The organism is Pseudomonas sp. MHK4 (genome assembly GCF_054600775.1).
Window position 1 is genome coordinate 53,683 of the sequence record NZ_BAAIAK010000007.1, and the last position, 19,003, is coordinate 72,685.

General features: G+C 59.4%; 16 protein-coding genes and 1 pseudogene. 13 read left to right on the forward strand and 4 right to left on the reverse strand.

The window, feature by feature from the left end:
- Positions 1 to 9: 9 nt before the first annotated feature.
- The 9 genes from ACYP2Q_RS18525 to ACYP2Q_RS18565 all read left to right on the forward strand — a co-directional run bounded on the left by ACYP2Q_RS18525 (position 10) and on the right by ACYP2Q_RS18565 (position 9,930).
- Positions 10 to 1,461, forward strand: a complete 1,452-nt coding sequence (locus tag ACYP2Q_RS18525; protein ID WP_459731866.1) for an alginate O-acetyltransferase — start codon at positions 10 to 12, stop codon at positions 1,459 to 1,461.
- Positions 1,462 to 1,469: 8 nt separating this feature from the next.
- The gene (locus ACYP2Q_RS18530; protein WP_459731867.1) at positions 1,470 to 2,582 is read left to right on the forward strand and encodes a mannuronate-specific alginate lyase; all 1,113 of its coding nucleotides are present in this window, start codon (positions 1,470 to 1,472) and stop codon (positions 2,580 to 2,582) included.
- Positions 2,583 to 2,791: 209 nt separating this feature from the next.
- Complete coding sequence (locus ACYP2Q_RS18535; RefSeq protein ID WP_459731868.1) at positions 2,792 to 4,357, forward strand: MBOAT family O-acyltransferase; 1,566 nt, start codon at positions 2,792 to 2,794, stop codon at positions 4,355 to 4,357.
- 11 nt (positions 4,358 to 4,368) lie between these two features.
- Complete coding sequence (locus ACYP2Q_RS18540; RefSeq protein WP_459731869.1) at positions 4,369 to 5,544, forward strand: alginate O-acetyltransferase; 1,176 nt, start codon at positions 4,369 to 4,371, stop codon at positions 5,542 to 5,544.
- Between the two features lie 17 nt (positions 5,545 to 5,561).
- Positions 5,562 to 6,218: an alginate O-acetyltransferase AlgF gene (locus tag ACYP2Q_RS18545; protein ID WP_459731870.1), complete on the forward strand. Its 657-nt coding sequence runs from the start codon at positions 5,562 to 5,564 to the stop codon at positions 6,216 to 6,218.
- A 149-nt stretch (positions 6,219 to 6,367) separates the two neighbouring features.
- Positions 6,368 to 7,819: a mannose-1-phosphate guanylyltransferase/mannose-6-phosphate isomerase gene (locus ACYP2Q_RS18550; RefSeq protein WP_459731871.1), complete on the forward strand. Its 1,452-nt coding sequence runs from the start codon at positions 6,368 to 6,370 to the stop codon at positions 7,817 to 7,819.
- A gap of 280 nt (positions 7,820 to 8,099) precedes the next feature.
- Complete coding sequence (locus tag ACYP2Q_RS18555; protein ID WP_459731872.1) at positions 8,100 to 8,564, forward strand: multidrug transporter; 465 nt, start codon at positions 8,100 to 8,102, stop codon at positions 8,562 to 8,564.
- A gap of 33 nt (positions 8,565 to 8,597) precedes the next feature.
- On the forward strand, positions 8,598 to 9,422 hold the full coding sequence (locus ACYP2Q_RS18560) for an SDR family oxidoreductase (protein ID WP_459731873.1): 825 nt from the start codon (positions 8,598 to 8,600) through the stop codon (positions 9,420 to 9,422).
- 118 nt (positions 9,423 to 9,540) lie between these two features.
- Positions 9,541 to 9,930, forward strand: a complete 390-nt coding sequence (locus ACYP2Q_RS18565; RefSeq protein WP_459731874.1) for a DUF4440 domain-containing protein — start codon at positions 9,541 to 9,543, stop codon at positions 9,928 to 9,930.
- A 97-nt stretch (positions 9,931 to 10,027) separates the two neighbouring features.
- On the opposite strand, the gene ACYP2Q_RS18570 is transcribed toward ACYP2Q_RS18565, so the two are convergent.
- From ACYP2Q_RS18570 to ACYP2Q_RS18585, 4 genes are all read right to left on the reverse strand, one after another.
- Positions 10,028 to 10,882, reverse strand: coding sequence for an efflux RND transporter periplasmic adaptor subunit (locus ACYP2Q_RS18570; protein ID WP_459731875.1), 855 nt, complete (start codon positions 10,880 to 10,882; stop codon positions 10,028 to 10,030).
- A 10-nt stretch (positions 10,883 to 10,892) separates the two neighbouring features.
- The gene (locus ACYP2Q_RS18575) at positions 10,893 to 11,093 is read right to left on the reverse strand and encodes a DUF1656 domain-containing protein (RefSeq protein ID WP_459731876.1); all 201 of its coding nucleotides are present in this window, start codon (positions 11,091 to 11,093) and stop codon (positions 10,893 to 10,895) included.
- Entirely contained in the window at positions 11,083 to 13,275 is a 2,193-nt protein-coding gene (locus tag ACYP2Q_RS18580; RefSeq protein WP_459731877.1) for an FUSC family protein, read from the reverse strand. The genes ACYP2Q_RS18575 and ACYP2Q_RS18580 overlap by 11 nt, the downstream gene beginning before the upstream one ends.
- Positions 13,276 to 13,396: 121 nt before the next feature.
- A complete protein-coding gene (locus ACYP2Q_RS18585) occupies positions 13,397 to 14,896 on the reverse strand; it encodes an efflux transporter outer membrane subunit (protein WP_459731878.1) in 1,500 nt (499 codons plus the stop codon).
- A gap of 194 nt (positions 14,897 to 15,090) precedes the next feature.
- On the opposite strand from ACYP2Q_RS18585, the gene ACYP2Q_RS18590 reads away from it, so the two are divergent.
- From ACYP2Q_RS18590 to ACYP2Q_RS18605, 4 genes and pseudogenes are all read left to right on the forward strand, one after another.
- Complete coding sequence (locus tag ACYP2Q_RS18590) at positions 15,091 to 16,059, forward strand: LysR family transcriptional regulator (RefSeq protein ID WP_459731879.1); 969 nt, start codon at positions 15,091 to 15,093, stop codon at positions 16,057 to 16,059.
- A 264-nt stretch (positions 16,060 to 16,323) separates the two neighbouring features.
- Positions 16,324 to 16,529: pseudogene (locus tag ACYP2Q_RS18595) on the forward strand (transposase domain-containing protein).
- 401 nt (positions 16,530 to 16,930) lie between these two features.
- Complete coding sequence (locus ACYP2Q_RS18600; RefSeq protein WP_459731880.1) at positions 16,931 to 17,431, forward strand: Hcp family type VI secretion system effector; 501 nt, start codon at positions 16,931 to 16,933, stop codon at positions 17,429 to 17,431.
- Positions 17,424 to 18,095: a DUF4225 domain-containing protein gene (locus ACYP2Q_RS18605; protein WP_459731881.1), complete on the forward strand. Its 672-nt coding sequence runs from the start codon at positions 17,424 to 17,426 to the stop codon at positions 18,093 to 18,095. Before ACYP2Q_RS18600 ends, ACYP2Q_RS18605 begins: the two co-directional genes overlap by 8 nt.
- Positions 18,096 to 19,003: the final 908 nt, after the last annotated feature.

The following is a 19,003-nucleotide window of genomic DNA, read 5'->3' on the forward strand; positions in this document are numbered from 1 at the left end:
GATAATTTTATGCACCCACACTTGATCAAATTACTCAGCCTGTCGGCCCTGACCGCCGGCATTCTCGCCGCCAGCAGCGGTGTTCGCGCCGATGAAGTGCAAGCGCCCAAATTCAGCGCCGAGCCGTGCTGCAACCTGTGCCCCGCCGCCCACGACGCGAAGAATTACACCACGCGTTACCAGCAGAACTTCACCACCCTGGTGCAGGCTCAGGGCGACTGGTTGTTCCGTACGCAAGAAGACTTGCGCACCGAGTTCGACACCACCCCTGCCGGCTACAAGCGCATGAAGCAATTGCACGATGCGTTCAAGAGCAAAGGCGTGGAACTGGTGGTCGTTTACCAGCCGACCCGTGGCCTGGTGAACCGCAACAAGTTGAACCCGGCGGAGAAAGCCAGCTTCGATTTCGACAAGGCGCTGAAGAACTACAAGACCATGCTCGGCCGTTTCGCGCAGATGGGTTACGTGGTGCCGGACCTGTCGCCGCTGACCAACGAGTCGCTGCCCGACACCCTGCCCGCCCACGATTTCTACTTCCGCGGCGACCAGCACTGGACGCCTTACGGTGCCCAGCGCACGGCGAAAATCGTGGCCGAGAAGGTCAAGCAGATCCCGGCCTTCGCCGACATTCCCAAGCGTGAATTCGAGACCCATAAGTCGGGTCGCATGGGCAAGACCGGAACATTGCACAACATGGCTGGTCAACTCTGTGGCACCAGCTACGCGATCCAGTACATGGATCAATTCACCACCGAGCCGAAAGGCGAAGCAGGCGATGGCGATCTGTTCGGCGATTCCGGCAATCCGCAAATCACCCTGGTCGGCACCAGCCACAGTGGCAAGAACTACAACTTCGCCGGTTTCCTCGAAGAGGCCATCGGCGCCGATATTCTCAACGTGGCGTTCCCCGGCGGCGGCCTGGAAGGTTCGATGCTGCAGTACCTGGGCAGCGAAGAGTTCCAGAAGAACCCGCCGAAGATTCTCATCTGGGAATTCTCGCCGCTCTATCGCCTCGACCAGGAAACCATCTACCGCCAGATGATGGCGCTGTTGGACAACGGTTGCGAAGGCAAGGATGCACAGATGTCCGCCAGCACCACGCTGAAGCCGGGCAAGAACGAGCTTATGGTCAACAGCAAAAACCTGAACCTGCAAAACAGCAGTCACCAGGTCGACATCCGCTTCGCCGACACCTCGGTGAAAACCTTGCAAGCCACCCTCTGGTACATGAACGGGCGCCACGAGGACATCAAGATCGACAAACCGGAAACCTCCGACACTGACGGACGTTTCGCCTTCGAGTTGCGCACGGACGAAGACTGGGCCTCGCAGAACCTGCTGGCCGTGGAAATCCAGGGCCCTGAAAAAGCGGGTACCGCGCCTCAGAAAGTCGAAGCGAAAATCTGCAAACGCAACGTATTCCCGAGCGCGGAGCAACGTACCGCTTCGGCCGGGCAATGAGGTCTGCTATGCGAAATCCGAAACTTGCAACACTGACGCTGTTGAGCCTGGCGATGTTCGCCGGTGCGACCCAGGCCGCGGCGCCACTGCGCCCGCCACAGGGTTACTTTGCGCCGATCGAGAAAGTCAAAACCGGCGACAAGAGCGAGGGCTGCGATGCCATGCCGACGCCTTACACCGGCTCGCTGCAATTTCGCAGCAAGTACGAAGGTTCGGACAAGGCGCGCTCGACCCTGAACGTGCAGTCGGAAAAAGCTTTCCGCGACAGCACCGCCGACATCACCAAGATCGAACGCGGTACCAGCAAACGCGTCATGCAGTTCATGCGTGACGGTCGTCCGGAACAACTGGAGTGCACGCTCAATTGGCTGACGGCTTGGGCCAAGGCCGATGCATTGATGTCCAAGGACTTCAACCACACCGGCAAGTCGATGCGCAAATGGGCATTGGGCAGCATGGCGTCCTCCTACATTCGCCTGAAGTTTTCCGACTCCCACCCGCTGGCCAACCATCAGCAGGAGTCGCAGCTGATCGAGGCCTGGTTCAACCGCATGGCCGATCAGGTGGTCAGCGACTGGGACAACCTGCCGCTGGAAAAAACCAACAACCACTCGTACTGGGCCGCCTGGTCGGTGATGGCGACCTCCGTCGCCACCAACCGCCGCGACCTGTTCGACTGGGCCGTGAAGGAATACAAGGTCGGCGCCAATCAGGTCGACGCGGACGGCTATCTGCCGAACGAACTCAAGCGCCAGCAACGCGCCCTCGCCTATCACAACTACGCCCTGCCGCCGCTGGCCATGATCGCCAGTTTCGCCCAGGTCAACGGTGTGGATCTGCGTCAGGAAAACAACGGCGCACTGAAGCGCCTGGGTGATCGCGTGCTCGCCGGGGTGAAAGACCCGGATGAGTTCGAGGAAAAGAACGGCAAGAAACAGGACATGACCGACCTCAAGGTCGACTCGAAATTCGCCTGGCTCGAACCGTTCTGCACGCTCTACACCTGCACGCCGGATGTGCTGGAGAAGAAGCACGAGATGCAACCGTTCAAGACCTTCCGCCTTGGCGGGGATTTGACCCGTGTCTACGACCCGGCCAACGAAAAAGGCAAAGGTTCCTAGAACAACGCATTCCCTTGTAGGAGCTGGCTTGCCAGCGAAGCGGTGTGTCAGTCGACATCAATGTTGGATGTCAGACCGAATCGCTGGCAAGCCAGCTCCTACACAGGGATCGCGGTGGTTTTTGAATGCAATGTACCCCCCGGTTTTTCGTGGGGGGTTTGGGGGGGCCGTTGGCCCTTGAATGTAGGTTCAAACAAGGAGAGATCGGGATGGTTTTTTCGTCCAACGTGTTCCTGTTTTTGTTCTTGCCGATCTTTCTCGGCTTGTACTACTTGAGCGGGCAACGCTATCGCAATCTGCTGCTGCTGATCGCCAGCTACGTGTTCTACGCCTGGTGGCGTGTGGACTTCCTCGCCCTGTTCGCGGCGGTCACGCTGTGGAACTACTGGATCGGCCTGAAAGTCGGCGCCGCGGGCGTGCGGACCAAACCGGCGCAGCGCTGGCTGCTGCTCGGCGTGGCCGTCGACCTGTGCATCCTCGGTTACTTCAAGTACGCCAACTTCGGCGTCGACAGCATCAACGCCATGATGACCTCGGTGGGCCTTGAGCCGTTCATCCTGACCCACGTGCTGCTGCCGATCGGTATCTCGTTCTACATCTTCGAGTCCATCAGCTACATCATCGACGTCTACCGCGGCGATACCCCGGCGACCCGCAACCTGATCGACTTCGCGGCGTTCGTGGCGATCTTCCCGCACCTGATCGCAGGTCCCGTGTTGCGCTTTCGCGACCTCGCCGACCAGTTCAACAACCGCACCCACACCCTCGACAAGTTCTCCGAGGGCTGCACGCGGTTCATGCAGGGTTTCATCAAGAAGGTCTTCATCGCCGATACCCTCGCGGTGGTAGCCGACCATTGCTTCGCCCTGCAAAACCCGACCACAGGCGATGCCTGGCTCGGCGCCCTGGCCTACACCGCGCAGCTGTACTTCGACTTCTCCGGCTACAGCGACATGGCCATCGGCCTGGGCTTGATGATGGGTTTCCGCTTCATGGAAAACTTCAAGCAGCCGTACATCAGCCAGTCGATCACCGAGTTCTGGCGCCGCTGGCACATCAGCCTGTCGACCTGGCTGCGTGACTACCTGTACATCACCCTGGGCGGTAACCGCAAAGGCACGCTGATGACCTATCGCAACCTGTTCCTGACCATGTTGCTCGGTGGTCTGTGGCACGGTGCGAACATCACCTACATCGTCTGGGGTGCGTGGCACGGCATGTGGCTGGCCATTGAAAAAGCCCTGGGCCTGAACACTTCGCCGCGCAGCATCAACCCGATCCGCTGGGCACTGACCTTCCTGCTGGTGGTGATGGGCTGGGTGATCTTCCGCGCGGAAAACCTGCACGTTGCCGGTCGCATGTACGGCGCAATGTTCAGCTTCGGCGACTGGTCGCTGTCGGAACTCAACCAGGCCAGCCTCACCGGCCTGCAGATCGCAACATTGGTGGTGGCCTACGTGACCCTGGCGTTCTTCGGCCTGCGCGATTTCTACACCAACCAGCCGCCGGTCAAGACCAAGCCTGAAGTGAATGTCGATGCCGATGGCCCTGCCGCCACCGAACCCGGCCTGATCAAGGCAGCACCTGGGGATAACCCGGCGAGCATCCACCAGCCTGGCTACACCGTCGGCGTCGACGCCCAGGTGCAACCGGCCTACTGGACGGCTGACTGGTCGCGATATGCGATGCGCGCGCTGGTGCTGCTGCTGTTCATCGCCTCGATTCTAAAACTCTCGGCGCAAAGCTTCTCGCCGTTCCTTTACTTCCAGTTCTGAGGGATCTGACCATGACCCGCTCATTACGCATCTTCTACATCGCCCTGTTCCTGGTGACGCTGCTGGCCCTGGGCCTGTGGTCGGTCCGCAGCTTCCTGGGCTTCAGCACCAACGCCGATGCGACGGTGCTCAACGGCCGCTGGACCAAGGCCGTGGAGACGCACTACGACGACGAGTTCCCGATCAAGCGCCTGGGTACCAACCTTTGGGCCGCGCTGGACTTCAAGCTGTTCAACGAAGGTCGTCCGGGCGTCGTGCTCGGTCGCGACCAGTGGCTGTACAGCGATGAAGAATTCCATCCAACGGTCAACGAAGAGCTGAACCTGCAAGGCAACTACGCGCTGGTCGAAGGCGTGCGCCAGACCCTGAAAGACAAAGGCGTGAAACTGGTGATGGCAGTGGTACCGGCCAAGGTGCGCCTGTACCCGGAACACCTCGGTGAGGTGAAACCGGCCAGCATCCACGCCAACCTCTACCAGGACTTCCACAAGCGCCTGGCGGCCGACCACATCCTTGCCCCTGATTTGCTGGGCCCGTTGCAAGCGGCCAAGCACGACGGCAAGCAAGTGTTCCTGCGCACCGACACCCACTGGACTCCGGAAGGCGCCGAGATCGCTGCCAACCGCCTGGCCAGGACCATTGCCGACAAGTACCCACTGAGCGGCGAACCGCAAAACTTCGTCACCGAACCTGCGCAGAAAGTCACACACAAAGGCGACCTGCGTCTGTTCCTGCCGCTGGACCCGCTGTTTGAAAACCTGATGCCGGCGCAAGAACCTTTGCAGAAGCGCAACACCGTTGCCGCTTCCGACCAGCCAGCCGGTGACGATGCACTGTTCGCCAACACCGAAGTACCCGTCGCGCTGATCGGTACCAGCTACAGCGCCAACCCGAACTGGAACTTCGTTGGCGCCCTGAAACAAGCGCTGCGCAGCGACGTGGTCAATTACGCCGAAGACGGCCACGGCCCGATCCTGCCGATGCTCAGCTACCTGAAAAGCGACGCTTTCAAAAACAGCCCGCCACAAGTGCTGATCTGGGAGTTTCCTGAACGCTATCTGCCTGTGAACAACGAAATCGGCGACGCCGACCCACAGTGGGTCGCAGAGCTTAAACAAGCCGGCGCCCGCCAACAAAACGTAGCCATCAACACCAAATCCGAGACGCCCGACCGGGCGCAAAACTGAAAGAGAGAGGTACTACCATGACTTTCAAGACAACTCCTCGTCGTCTCGCCAAGACCTTTGCACTGGTTGCCGGCATGAGCGTGCTCTCGATGCAGGCCTTCGCCGGTGGCGATGCCGCGCTGTACGGCCCGACCGCACCGAAAGGCTCGTCCTTCGTGCGCATCTACAACGCCAGCAACGCTGAAGTCAGCGCCACCGTCGGCAGCACCAACCTGAGCGAAGTCGCGCCGCTGTCCAGCAGTGACTTCAGCTTCATGCCCGGCGGCGACTACAGCGCCAAGGTCGGCAGCCAGACCCTGCCGGTGAAACTGGCCGGTGACCACTATTACACCCTGGTCAACAACGCCAGCGGCGCGCCGCAACTGATCGAAGAGCCACCGTTCAAGAACAAGCAGAAATCCCTGGTACGCGTGCAGAACCTCAGCGACAAGGCGCTGACCCTGAAAACCGCCGACGGCAAGACCGACGTGGTCCCGAACGTGGCCGCCAAGGGCCGTGGCGAGCGTGAAATCAACCCGGTGAAAGTCAGCCTGGCGCTGTACGACGGCGCAACGAAAGTCGGCGACGTGAAACCGGTCGCCCTGGAACGCGGTGAAGCCGCGGTGCTGTACGTCACCGGCAGCGGCAGCAGCCTGTCGCCGGTCTGGGTAAAACGCCCGGTATCGACGCGCTAATAAATTTCCCGAATTGACCCGGTTCTCTGTGGAAGCCGGCCTGCCGGCGATGCAGGCCACTCGGTTTTGTCGATGTACCGAGGTGATGCCATCGCCAGCAGGCTGGCTCCCACAAAAGCCTAACCAAACGATTTTCAAGGAGAAACAATATGATTCCGGTGATCTTGTCAGGTGGTAGTGGCTCACGTCTTTGGCCGCTTTCCCGTAAGCAGTTCCCTAAACAGTTCCTGGCCCTGACCGGCGAGCACACCCTGTTCCAGCAAACCCTGGAGCGCCTGGTGTTCGAAGGCATGGACACGCCGATCGTGGTCTGCAACAAGGAACATCGCTTCATCGTCAATGAGCAACTGGCCGCGCGCCAACTGGAAACCCAACGTATCCTGATGGAACCGTTCGGCCGCAACACCGCGCCGGCCGTGGCCCTCACCGCAATGATGCTGGTCAACGAAGGCCGTGACGAACTGATGCTGGTATTGCCGGCCGACCACGTGCTGGAAGACCAGAAAGCCCTGCAACGCGCCCTGGCTTTGGCCACCGTCGCCGCGGAAAACGGCGAAATGGTGCTGTTCGGCGTACCCGCCACCAAACCGGAAACCGGTTACGGCTACATCAAGTCCACCAATGACTCGCTGCTGCCGGAAGGCGTCAGCCGCGTTTCGCACTTCGTCGAGAAACCCGACGTCAAACGCGCCACCGAGTATGTCCAGTCCGGCGGCTACTTCTGGAACAGCGGCATGTTCCTGTTCCGCGCCAGTCGCTTCCTTGAAGAGCTGAAAAAGCACGACTCGGACATCTACGACACCTGCCTGTTGACCCTGGAACGCAGCGCCCAGGATGCCGACTCCGTCAGCATTGACGAAGCCACTTTCGCTTGCTGCCCGGACAATTCCATCGATTACTCGGTCATGGAAAAAACCCAGCGTGCCTGCGTGGTGCCGCTGACCGCGGGTTGGAGCGATGTCGGCTGCTGGTCGTCGTTGTGGGAAGTGAATGCAAAAGATGCCAATGGCAACGTCACCAAAGGCGACGTGGTGATCCAGGACAGCAAAAACTGCATGATCCACGGCAACGGCAAACTGGTGTCGGTGATCGGTCTGGAAAACATTGTGGTGGTCGAAACCAAGGACGCCATGATGATTGCGCACAAGGACAAGGTCCAGGGCGTGAAGCAGATGGTCAACACCCTCAACGAACAGGGCCGCAGCGAAACCCAGAACCACTGCGAAGTCTATCGTCCGTGGGGGTCCTACGACTCGGTGGACATGGGCGGGCGTTTCCAGGTCAAGCGCATCTCGGTCAAGCCGGGCGCGTGCCTGTCGCTGCAGATGCACCATCACCGCGCCGAACACTGGATCGTGGTCAGCGGCACCGCCGAAGTGACCTGCGATGAGAATGTGTTCCTGCTCACCGAAAACCAATCGACCTACATTCCGATTGCTTCGGTTCACCGCCTGCGCAACCCGGGCAAGATTCCACTCGAAATCATCGAAGTGCAATCGGGCAGCTATCTGGGCGAGGACGATATCGAGCGGTTTGAAGATATCTACGGGCGCTCGACCCCGATTGAGCGCGGCGTGTCGGTGAGGACCATCGCGCAGTAAGCATTAGTTACGTTAAGCCCCCGACCAGCTCGCTGCGTTCCCTATCCGCAGTGGGTTGACCGGGGGCTTTTTTTTGCGTTTTTTGTGTGGCCCAGGCTGGCCTCATCGCCAGCAGGCTGGCTCCCACAGTTGACCGGGTTCCTCCTGAAGAAATGCGATCGAATGTGGGAGCGAGCCTGCTCGCGATGGGGCCGGTACATTCACTGCTAAATCTCGCCCATCGCCAACCTCCCCCACGCTTAGGTAGGATGGTGGTCTCCATCCCCAAGGTTTTCACGTCATGTTCATCGGTGTCCTGCTGGTCATCACCTGGCTGATCCTGCTCCTGCGCTATCCGGCCAAAGCCTTGCCCGTGTCCATGGCTGCCGCCGTAGGACTGGGCATCGTCGCCACCTGGGTCATCTGGATGGACCACCGCGAACTCAAGCAACTGCAACGCCTGGAATTGCGCATCATCTATTCACCGCAACATTGCCCTGCCGACCGGCCGCTGCAACTGACCATGAACAACGGCAACGACGTGCCGCTGACCGAGTTGCGTTGGCGTGTCGCGGCTTATGCGCCGGGCGACACGGTCAACCTGGCCGACAATCAATACACCGCCCCACGCTATCGCGGCCCTGGCGAACTGCAGGCTGGTGGTAGCTGGGAAGATTGCCTGCCCATGCCGCCATTGCGTCCCGGCTATCGCCCGGAAACCCTGGAGTTTCGCGCCGAGCGATTACAGGGTAGTTTCTCCGACTGATCCCTTTTCTCACTTCTGCACAAGGACCGCGCCATGCCCGTTGCGTTGATTACCGGTTGTTCGAGTGGCATTGGCCGCGCCCTGGCCGATGCCTTCAAGGGTGCCGGCTATGAAGTCTGGGCCAGTGCGCGCAAGGCTGAAGATGTCGCAGCGCTGAGCACCGCCGGTTTTATTGCGGTGCAACTGGACGTCAACGACGGCCAGGCACTCGAACAATTGAGCGAACGGATCAACCAGCAACACGGCGGCCTCGATGTGCTGGTCAACAATGCCGGCTACGGTGCCATGGGGCCTTTGCTCGATGGTGGCGTACAGGCGATGCAACGTCAGTTTGAAACCAACGTGTTCGCCATCGTCGGCGTGACCCGGGCGATGTTTGGTGTGTTGCGTCGGGCCAAAGGCATCGTCGTCAATATCGGTAGCGTTTCCGGGGTTCTGGTCACGCCGTTCGCTGGGGCTTACTGCGCTTCGAAAGCCGCCGTGCATGCCCTGAGCGATGCCTTGCGCATGGAACTGGCGCCGTTTGGTGTGCGGGTGATGGAGGTGCAGCCGGGGGCCATCGCTTCCAGTTTCGCCAGGAATGCCGGGCATGAGGCGGAGCAATTGATCACCGAGCAATCGCCGTGGTTTCCACTGCGCGAGGGAATCCGCGCGCGGGCCAAGGCATCCCAGGACAATCCGACGCCGGCCAGTGAATTTGCCGCCGGATTGCTCAAGGCCGTGCAGCAGAACAAACCGCCGCGCCTGATTCGTCTTGGCAATGGCAGCCGGGCGTTGCCGTTGATGGCGGGGTTGTTGCCCAAGGGTTTGCTGGAGTCGGCGTTGATGAAGCGGTTCGGGTTGCGTGGGCAGCTCTGAGACCGAGTTGATGCCATCGCCAGCAGGCTGGCTCCCACAGGGGACCGCATTCCCCTGTGAGAGCCAGCAGGCTGGCGATGGCGTCAGAACAGACTCCACAGAATTTCAGGAATCAAACATGACCGACTACACCGAATACTTCGACGAAGTGATCCAGGCCCATGTCGCCATCGAACAATGGCTGGCCGAAGAACGCGACACCTCAGAACTCGAACACCTGCTGACGCGCTTTTCGCCGCAGTTTTCCATGGTCTCGCCATTGGGCCGGGTGCTGGACTTTGCGGCGCTGAACGAGCTGTTCCTGATGGCGGGCGGCAAGAAGCTCGGGTTTCGCATCGAGCTAGGCGAGTTGCGCGGCATCGCCTTGCACGATGGCGGCGCCACCGTGAGTTACCGCGAACAACAGACCGATGCCACCGGCCAGCATTCCGATCGCCGCTCGACCGTGGTGTTCGAGAAGGTGGAAGGCAGGATTCTTTGGCGGCATCTGCATGAGACGTTTTGCTGACCTGTAGGAGCGAGCTTGCTCGCGATGGACGTCAACGATGATGCGTACATTCTGAATACACGCGGTGTCCTCTCGTTCATCGCGAGCAAGTTCGCTCCTACAGTGCGTTGACCACCACCGTACACGTAATCCCCGCCGCCAACAGCACCCCTTCCGGCACTTCATCGATGTGAATCCGCACCGGCACCCGTTGCGCCAAACGCACCCAGTTGAAGGTCGGGTTCACATCGGCAATCAGCTCGCGACTCTCAGGGTTGTCGCGGTCGTAGATGCCGCGCGAGATGCTTTCCACATGGCCCTTGAGCACTTCCCCGCTCATCAACTGCATGTCGGCCTTATCGCCCACTCGCACGTGGGGCAACTTGGTTTCCTCGAAGAAGCCGTAGACCCAGAACGAGTTCATGTCGACCACGGCCATCTTCGCTTCGCCGATGCGCGCGTAGTCGCCGCGATGGACATTCAGGTTGGTCACGTAACCGTCCACCGCCGCACGCACTTCGGTGCGTTTGAGGTTCAGCTGCGCCGCTTCGAGTTGTGCCTGGGCGTGTTGGTAATCGGCCAGGGCCGAGTCGGCGAGGTTGCTGGCGTCGTCGCGGTTTTCCCGGGAGATCACCAGGTTGTCCATGTCGGCACGGCGATGGGCGTTGACCTTGCGCATCTCCCACGTCGCCTTGCGTGATGCCACCAGCGACTGCGCCTGCTTGACCGCGAGGCGGTAGTGTTCGGGGTCGATGCGCATCAGCAGGTCGCCCTTTTTCACCAGTTGGTTGTCGCGCACCGGAACGTCCACCACTTCGCCGGTGACGTCGGCGGCGACGTTGATGATGTCGGCGCGCACCCGGCCGTCGCGGGTCCAAGGCGTGTTCATGTAGTGCTCCCACAGGGAGCGGCCGATCCATATCGCCAGGGCCAGCACCAGCAGGGTCGCGAGCAGGCTGAAAAGCTTTTTCATCGGGACGTTCTCAACGGTAGACAGTCAGCGCCATGGCGCCGAACAGACAGGTAAACAGGCTCAGGCGCAGCAGCGCCGGGTGCCAGAAGAAGCGGTACAGGTCGAAGCCGGACAGCAAGCCATCCAGTGCCCAGGCCAGTGCCGCTGCAATGAAAAACATCAGGGTCATGGTCGGCATGTAAACGCCGTGGAAGGCGATTTCACGAGGCATGGTCAAGTCCTTGGGGCTTGGTGCTTGCGTAGGTGGCGAGCGGCGATTGCGGGTCCAGTAAAGAGGTGCGGATAAAGTGCAGGTAGCTCTTCACCCGGCGCAATGCCGAGGTGTCGAAGTGCGGGGCAAAGGGTTCGTCGGTGGCTTGCACGCGGCTGATCGCATGGTCGACGGCAATCAACGCGCGCTGCAGATTGCTCTGCCCCGGTTGCAGGAACAGCCGCACCAGCGAACGGCCCATCACGCGGATGGACTGGCGCCACGGCTGGGACTCGGCATAGGCCGGATGCACCGGCAGGATCGCCTGCTCCTTGCGCAACTCGATGATCGCGTGCCCGACTTCCAGCACCACGAACATCCAGCGCAACAGCTGCCGCTGGACCTGCGGCTGCCCCGTCGCGAAACCGTAGGCCTGATGCACCAGGTCGCGGGTGCGGCTTTCGAAACTCGACGCCAGGCCCTTGAGCTTGCCGCTGATGGCGTAGACCACCTGGCCACGCAGGTCCTGCTCGAGCCGCTGCCACAACCAGCGACTGTTGGGCGGCAGAATGATCGCCCCGGCCGCCGCGCACACCAGCATGCCGAGCACCATGGCGATGTAGTCGTTGATGAACGTGTAGGGGTTGTAGACGGTGAGGTTGTCCGGCACCGACCCGGTGCTGAAGAAGATCAGCAAGCCGAGGCCGACGCCGGCGTATTGCGGGCGCGAGGCCAGGAATGAACCGAGCACGATCACCGGCGCGAGCATCACGCACAGCAACGGGAAACCGTCGATCCAGGGAAAGATGAAAAACATCTCGACGAAGCCGATCAGCGCGCCAAGGAAAGTGCCGCAAGCCATCTGGAACGCCATGCGTTTGGGGTTCGGCGTGGCGGCGGACAGGCCCACTGTGGCGGCGGCAATCAACGTCATGGTCGCCCCGCTCGGCCACGCCGTCGCCACCCAATAGCTGCCCAGCACCACCAGAATGAACGTGGCCCGAATCCCCGAGGCCGCCGACACCAGCCAGTTGGTTTGCGGGGTGAAGGGTTCATCCCAGCGTTCGCGCTCGTGACTGTGATCGGCCAGCGAGGCGTGGGTCTGTGCATAACTGTGCAGGTCGTCGACGAAGCGATAGAGCAATTCGTAGGCGGTGTGGAAATCCAGCAGTTCGGCATCGCTCGGCCCGCTCTCCTGGAAGACCGCCCGCAGGCTGCGCACCCGCGCCGGCAAACCAGCCTTGTAAACCGTCAGCGCCGTGACCAGGCGCGCCGCATCGGCACTGGTCAGCGCGCGGCCGCTGAAACCGTCGAGCAATTCGGCGAGGTCCTGCAAACCGGGTTTGATCGCCGCTACGGCGTGATCGGTGTCACTGTTGCGTAGGCGTTCGAGCAACTGGTGCAAGGCGTTGAAGCGCGTGGTGATGCCCATGAACTCGCTGTTCAAGCGACTGAGCCGACCGTTGCGCCGACGCATGTGCGGGTCTTCAAACACCGTGACGCTGCGCAGCCCTTCCAGCCCGACCGCTTCGGCAATGAAGCGCACGTTACCGGCCTCGAAGGCTTCACGCTGGCTGCGCCCGCGCAAGCCGTCGGTGACGAACAAGGCGAACACACCGAAGCGCTGATACAGGGCATTGCGCATCGCGGCGCTGGCGGTTTGCGGCAGGATCGCGGCGCTGACCAGGGTCGAACAAAGAATCCCCAGGGAGATTTCCAGCACGCGCCAGACCGCCGCCATGAACGCGCCGTCCGGATGGGCCAGCGCGGGCAAACCGACCATCGCGGCGGTGTACCCGGCGAGCACGAAACCGTAGGCGCGGAAGTTACGGCAACGTGCCGCGCCGGCCGAGCAGATGCCGACCCAGATCGCCAGCGAGCCGAGGAACAGTTCGGTGTTCTGCGCAAACAGGGCGATCAACGCCACCATCACCGCCGAGCCGGTCAAGGTGCCAAGAAAGCGATAGAAACTCTTGGCGAACACCTGGCCGCTTTGCGGCTGCATGACGATGAACACGGTGATCATCGCCGTGCGCGGCTGCGGCAATTCCAGACGCATGGCCAGCCACAGGGTCAGGAACGCGGCGAACAGCACCTTGAAAATGTAGACCCAGGTCACGCCGTCGCTGCGTGCCCAGTCGAAGAAACCCCGGCGCCATTCAAGGGAGTACAGCCAGCGCAAGGGTGCGGGCAAAGGAGTCATGGATTGCTGCTCTGTGAAACCTGTGGGAGCCAGCCTGCTGGCGATAGCGGAGTATCAGTCGACATCAATGTTGAATGTGCTGCCCTCATCGCCAGCAGGCTGGCTCCCACAGGTGTTGTGTTCAACGCAAAAGGCTCGGGGTTTTCGGTGCAGCGGTCTGGCTGTCTTTGGGCACATCGTTACCCGCGCCCAACCCACCACCCAACGCCGTTACCAGTTCGGCATGCGCACTCAATCGCGCCGCCTGCACCTGCTGCTGTACCTGCTGCTGCTTGAACAACAAGGTCTGGGCGTTGAGCACGTTGAGGTAATCGGTAAGCCCGCGCTGGTAGGCGATCATCGCGATGTCGTAGGTCTTCTGCGCGGTGGCCACCGACTCGGCGGCGAAGGCCTGCTGCTTGTCCATGGACTCGCGGCGGATCAATTGATCGGAGATGTTTTTCAGCGCATTGACCAGTGTCTGGTTGTACCTGGCCACGGCGATGTCATAACCGGCCGAGGCTTCACCCAGCTCCGAGCGCAAGCGCCCGCCATCGAAGATCGGCAGCGAAATGGCCGGGCCGACGCTGTAGTTGAGTTTCTTGCCGGTCAGGAATTCAAGCGCCCCGCCGCCGGTGGCCATGTAGCCCAGGCTGCCGACCAGGTCGACGTTGGGGTAGAAACCGGCATGCGCCACGTCGATGCCCCGCGCCTGCGCCGCCACTTGCCAGCGACTGGCAACCACGTCCGGGCGTTGACCGAGCAATTGCGCCGGCAGCGCCGACGGCAGTTTCAGTGCTGCGCCCAGCGCCAGTGTCGGCCGCTGCAACTGCGCACCCTCCCCCGGCCCCTTGCCTGCCAGCGCAGCCAGCTGATTGCGACTGAGGGCGATTTCTTCATCCAGGGCGTCGATCTGACGGTGGGTTTCCGGCAGTGGCGTCTGGGCCTGGCTGACTTCGAAATGGGTGCCGATGCCACCGCTCAAGCGCTTCTGCGCCAGCTCGAGGATTTGCTCTTGCTGCTGCAATGTCGCTTCGACGATGTCCCGTTGCGCATAGTGCAACGAGAGTTCGATGTAGACGCGCACGATATTGTTCTGCAACTCGAGCTGGGCCTGGCGTGCTTCGGCGACCGTCATGTGGGCCATGTCCACGGCGCGCTCGGTGGCATTGCTTTCGCGGCCCCACAGGTCGAGGGCATAACTGAAGCCCAGTGCGGCGTTGTTGTCCCAGGTGGTCGAGTTGGCCAGCTCACCGGGACCATAGAATTGATCGGTGGGCCAGTTGTGGCGCTTGAGGGTGGACTCGCCGTTGATCTGCAACGCCTGCGCCGCTTCGGCAACACCGGCCATGGACCTGGCCTGGCGCACCCGCGCCGCCGCCATGGCCATGGTCGGGCTGCCTTGCACGGCGAGGTCGACCCAGTGGTTCAGTTGCGGATCGCCATAGGCCTGCCACCATTGCGCGATGGGCCAGTGCGCATCCTGGGCGGCGCTCTGGATCGCTTCGTCGGTGGCCAGTGAATTGGCCTCCAGCGCCTTGCCCTGTGGGGCAATACCTCCGGTTCCGATGCAGCCGCTGATTGCCAGGGTTAAAGCCAAAACACTGAGCGGCTGAAGCGCTCTGCTGATGCGACGCGGCACTGCTGCGATTTCCTGAATTTGGGAGGAGGCAATACGGGTCCCGTGGGACCGGGACAATTCTATGGGGCGGTCTGGATGGCGATAAGCTGGGATTCTTGTGAATCTTTGTTACCGTTAGCGCGATAATCCCTTGGTCGGGGTCTCAGACTCTGAAACTTCGTGTCACAATTTGCCATCGAACCCGAGAGCACCCCATGGACACATTGCAAAACATGCGCGCCTTCAGCTACGTGGCCGAGGCCGGCAGCTTCACCGCCGCCGCCGTGCAACTGGACACCACCACGGCCAACGTCTCGCGCGCGGTCTCCAACCTGGAAGCCCACCTGCAAACCCGTCTGCTCAACCGAACGACACGGCGCATCGCCCTGACCGAAGCCGGCAAGCGCTACCTGCTGCGCTGCGAGCAAATCCTGGCCTACGTCGAAGAGGCTGAAGCCGAGGCCAGCGACGCCCACGCGCGCCCGGCCGGGCAGCTCAAGGTGCACACCATGACCGGCATCGGCCAGCACTTCGTGATCGACGCCATCGCCCGCTATCGCAAGACGCACCCGGACGTAACCTTCGACCTGACCATGGCCAACCGCGTGCCGGACCTGCTCGACGAGGGCTATGACGTGTCCATCGTGCTCGCCAGCGAACTGCCGGACTCCGGCTTCGTCTCCCAGCGCCTGGGCATTACCTACAGCATCGTTTGCGCATCGCCGGCCTACGTCAAAGCCAACGGCTGCGCGCAGAAACCCAGCGACCTGCTCAACCACGCCTGCCTGCGCCTGGTGAGCCCGGTCATCCCTCTGGAAAAGTGGGCCTTCGACGGTCCCGACGGCCAGGAAATGGTCACCATCAACAGCTCGCCATTCCTGGTGAACTCCGCCGATGCGATGAAATCCGCGATTACCAGCGGCATGGGCGTCGGCGTCCTGCCGCTGTACGCCGCGATCGACGGCCTGCGCAACGGCACGCTGGTGCGGGTGATGCCCAAGTACCGCTCCCAGGAGCTGAACCTGTACGCGATCTATCCCTCGCGGCAGTACCTGGATGCGAAGATCAAGACCTGGGTGGAGTACCTGCGCGGGTCATTGCCGGAGTTGCTGGCGGCGCATCAGGCGGAACTGGCCGCGTATGAGTTGAGCGGCAGCCTCGCCGGGGCGCGGATGGCGAACTGAGACGATTCCTGGGTGGTAGAGCAAAAAAACCGGACAGTGTCCGTATTGCTGTTCACTTAAGCATTTGAATCCGCGCCTGGCGTCTCCGAAAATCCGATGCCAGACCTCTGGCATCGGATTTTTAATGTCTGTTCAACAGGACCTGCTCGACCTCGGCGACCTTTTCAGCTTCTGCGACTTGAGCACTTTCACCCACAATATTCCCATTGATGGGTCGTCTCCGCGCTGGTTCTGTCCAGCCAGGCCATCATCCGCCGATGTCGCCTGCCTGCTGACCAAGTGCTTTGGCTGGTGCTCGGCATGGCGCTGTTTCAGGACGAGCCTGCTCACGAGTTACTAGACGTTTAAACATTTTCGCCCAAGGCTTGGCCTCTGATCACCTGTTGGCTCCTAGCGGTATAACCGAAGCCCGCAAGCGGCTGGGCGCTAATGCGGTTGAATGGTTGTTCCGCAAAACCGCCACTCACTGAGGCGCGGAGCGCTGTCTCGATGTCGGCAAATCCGGTTTCAGTGACGGGAAGACGATTGGCAGAGTTAAGGGCGGGTGCCAGAGGGTCATTGTTGGAACACCGCCCTAGGCCCTCTAGGCCAAGGACGGTGAATATTTAAAAAACCCGGTTTTCATTGAATCGTAAGGCTGCTCCGCTTAAGTGAACAGCATTACGGCCATGTGCTGGTTTTTTATACTTCGCATACTAACTTTCACATCGCGCTGACGCCGCACTCCTACAAATCATGTCGTACTTCCCTACAGTAATTTCGGAATCTTCAAAAAAGCGGAAGGAAAACTGCAAATTCAGAAACGACCTACACCCCTGCTCGCGATTTTTTCGATAGTCTGACCCTCCGAATATATTAAGGAGCGATGCTCATGGCGAGTCACAGTTACATGAGTATTACCGATAAGCGTCAAGGGTTGATTTCCGCTGGCTGTTCAGGCCAAAGCTCTATCGGTAACAAGTGTCAATCCGGCCATCAGGACGAAATCATGGTGCTGGCTTACTCGCACGATATGCTGACAGGCAATGATGGCCGCGTTGCAAGTGGTCGCGGCAAACACATGCCGATCATGATCACAAAAACCATAGATAAGTCATCACCTCTACTGGCGAGTGCGCTGCATAATAGTGAAGTATTGGACTGTGTTATCAATTTGTACCGAACCGCCCCAACCGGAGGGCAAGAGCGATATTATTCGATCCACCTCACCGGTGCGTGCATTGCGCATATCAGCCAACAGGTTCCCCATGCCATTCTCATGAACGATGCGGAGCCGCAAGAGTTAATATCTATTCGGTATCGAGATATTGCTTGGGCGCACGTTCCGGGAGCGACGACTGCTTATAGCACTTGGATGAATGATGATGAATGAAGAGTCCTGTGATATTCATGATGTGACCAGGTCGGCCTCTGATCTGGTTGCCGTTGGATGCCGCATAGGCATGGCGCATATTCCTGATGGTTTTGCGCGGCTTCGATTTGGCTCAATTGTCTCTGCCTTTGCCAATGAAATTATTCAGGCAGTCGACGAGGGGGTTATTAGTGCGTGGCAAGCGGTACAGGAGATAACAGCCGAATATGAGGATTTATCGTCAAAGGCGCGTTTCTATTTGCAGAATGGTATGGGAGTTGCGGCGGGGGTAATGCAGGTTAGGACGGGGGCTACGATTGCCGGCGCTTCGGGAGGGCTCGGTGTGATTCCGGGCGCAGTCATGGCTGGGCACGGTGTTAATAATATATATGAAGGTGTTGGGAATATTTATTTGGGACCGGGGGCTCCAGGTACGGTTGGACCAGTCAGGTATTTCTATAGAGATATGTTCGATGATGGCAAGGGTGACACGCTTTACTACTCAATGGACTTGCTTCTTTCTGCAATCGGGGTATTTAGACAAGTACCAAAACCTGGTTCAGTTGAGCTTTTCAGGCACGACCCACTCAATTATGAAAAGGCTTATCATCAGATGGGTAAATTGGCACTGTCATTTGAAGTCATAGTTGATTTTTTTACGATAAAATCGATGTTCTCAGAGTAAGTTTTTTTCACTCTAAAGTCTGTGGATATGTTTACGGAGCAAACCAACTCATATTACGCCCCGCATTCTTGGGAGGTAAATCCTCAAGCCGCAAACCACAAGAATTATATAGGTTATCAAATAGGCTATATCTAGATTATTTTCATCTATTTCGATAATTTTTCGTATTCCAAACACAATAATTCCGGTGGGAAGCCCGGAGCAACCCAAGACCATGAGGGTGACTACAACATAATATCGAATATTTTCAAGTATCATTGTTTGACCTTTCGATCTTATTGGGACGTAGAGTGGAGATAAACTAAATTTTTTGATTCGCGTGACTTGTGTTGCGTAGCGCTTTGCTAGGTTGGTTACTTTTAAGGCACCTTCAAGTGGAATCATTTCGGCTATTTCACAGATAACTATTCCCATGATCGGAATTGAACACCCTAAACCAAGAGGCTGACTGCGATATGAGATCGGATATTTTCAAGGCTCATTAGCCGTAATACCGCTGATGTGAGCCACGAGATTAGTACAACAATTCAAAACAAATCAACTTTTCTTCAGCGAACGCAATAAAAGTATTTGTAAATAAGTTTGACTGGCAGCGATACCCAACTTTACCGATTCGTCATGAGGAACGCTATCGTGAATGGCATTCACGATTTTCTAAGCGCCCTGACTGCGGATTGTTTTCACTGCAGGTGATTTACAATGTACACATATCGGTGCCGAGATTGAAATGACTGCCGCTCGCGCACAGAGCGCGATTCCGGTGTGAGCCGTGTTCATGCGGGTCTGCTACAGCATCAGGAACAAGCGTCGTGACCAGCATGAATTGCATGCGGTAATGAAGTAGCTCCGCGCAGAAACAACAAACCCGGCTATGTGCCATGATGCTGTTCAGAAAGGATTCTGTAGGA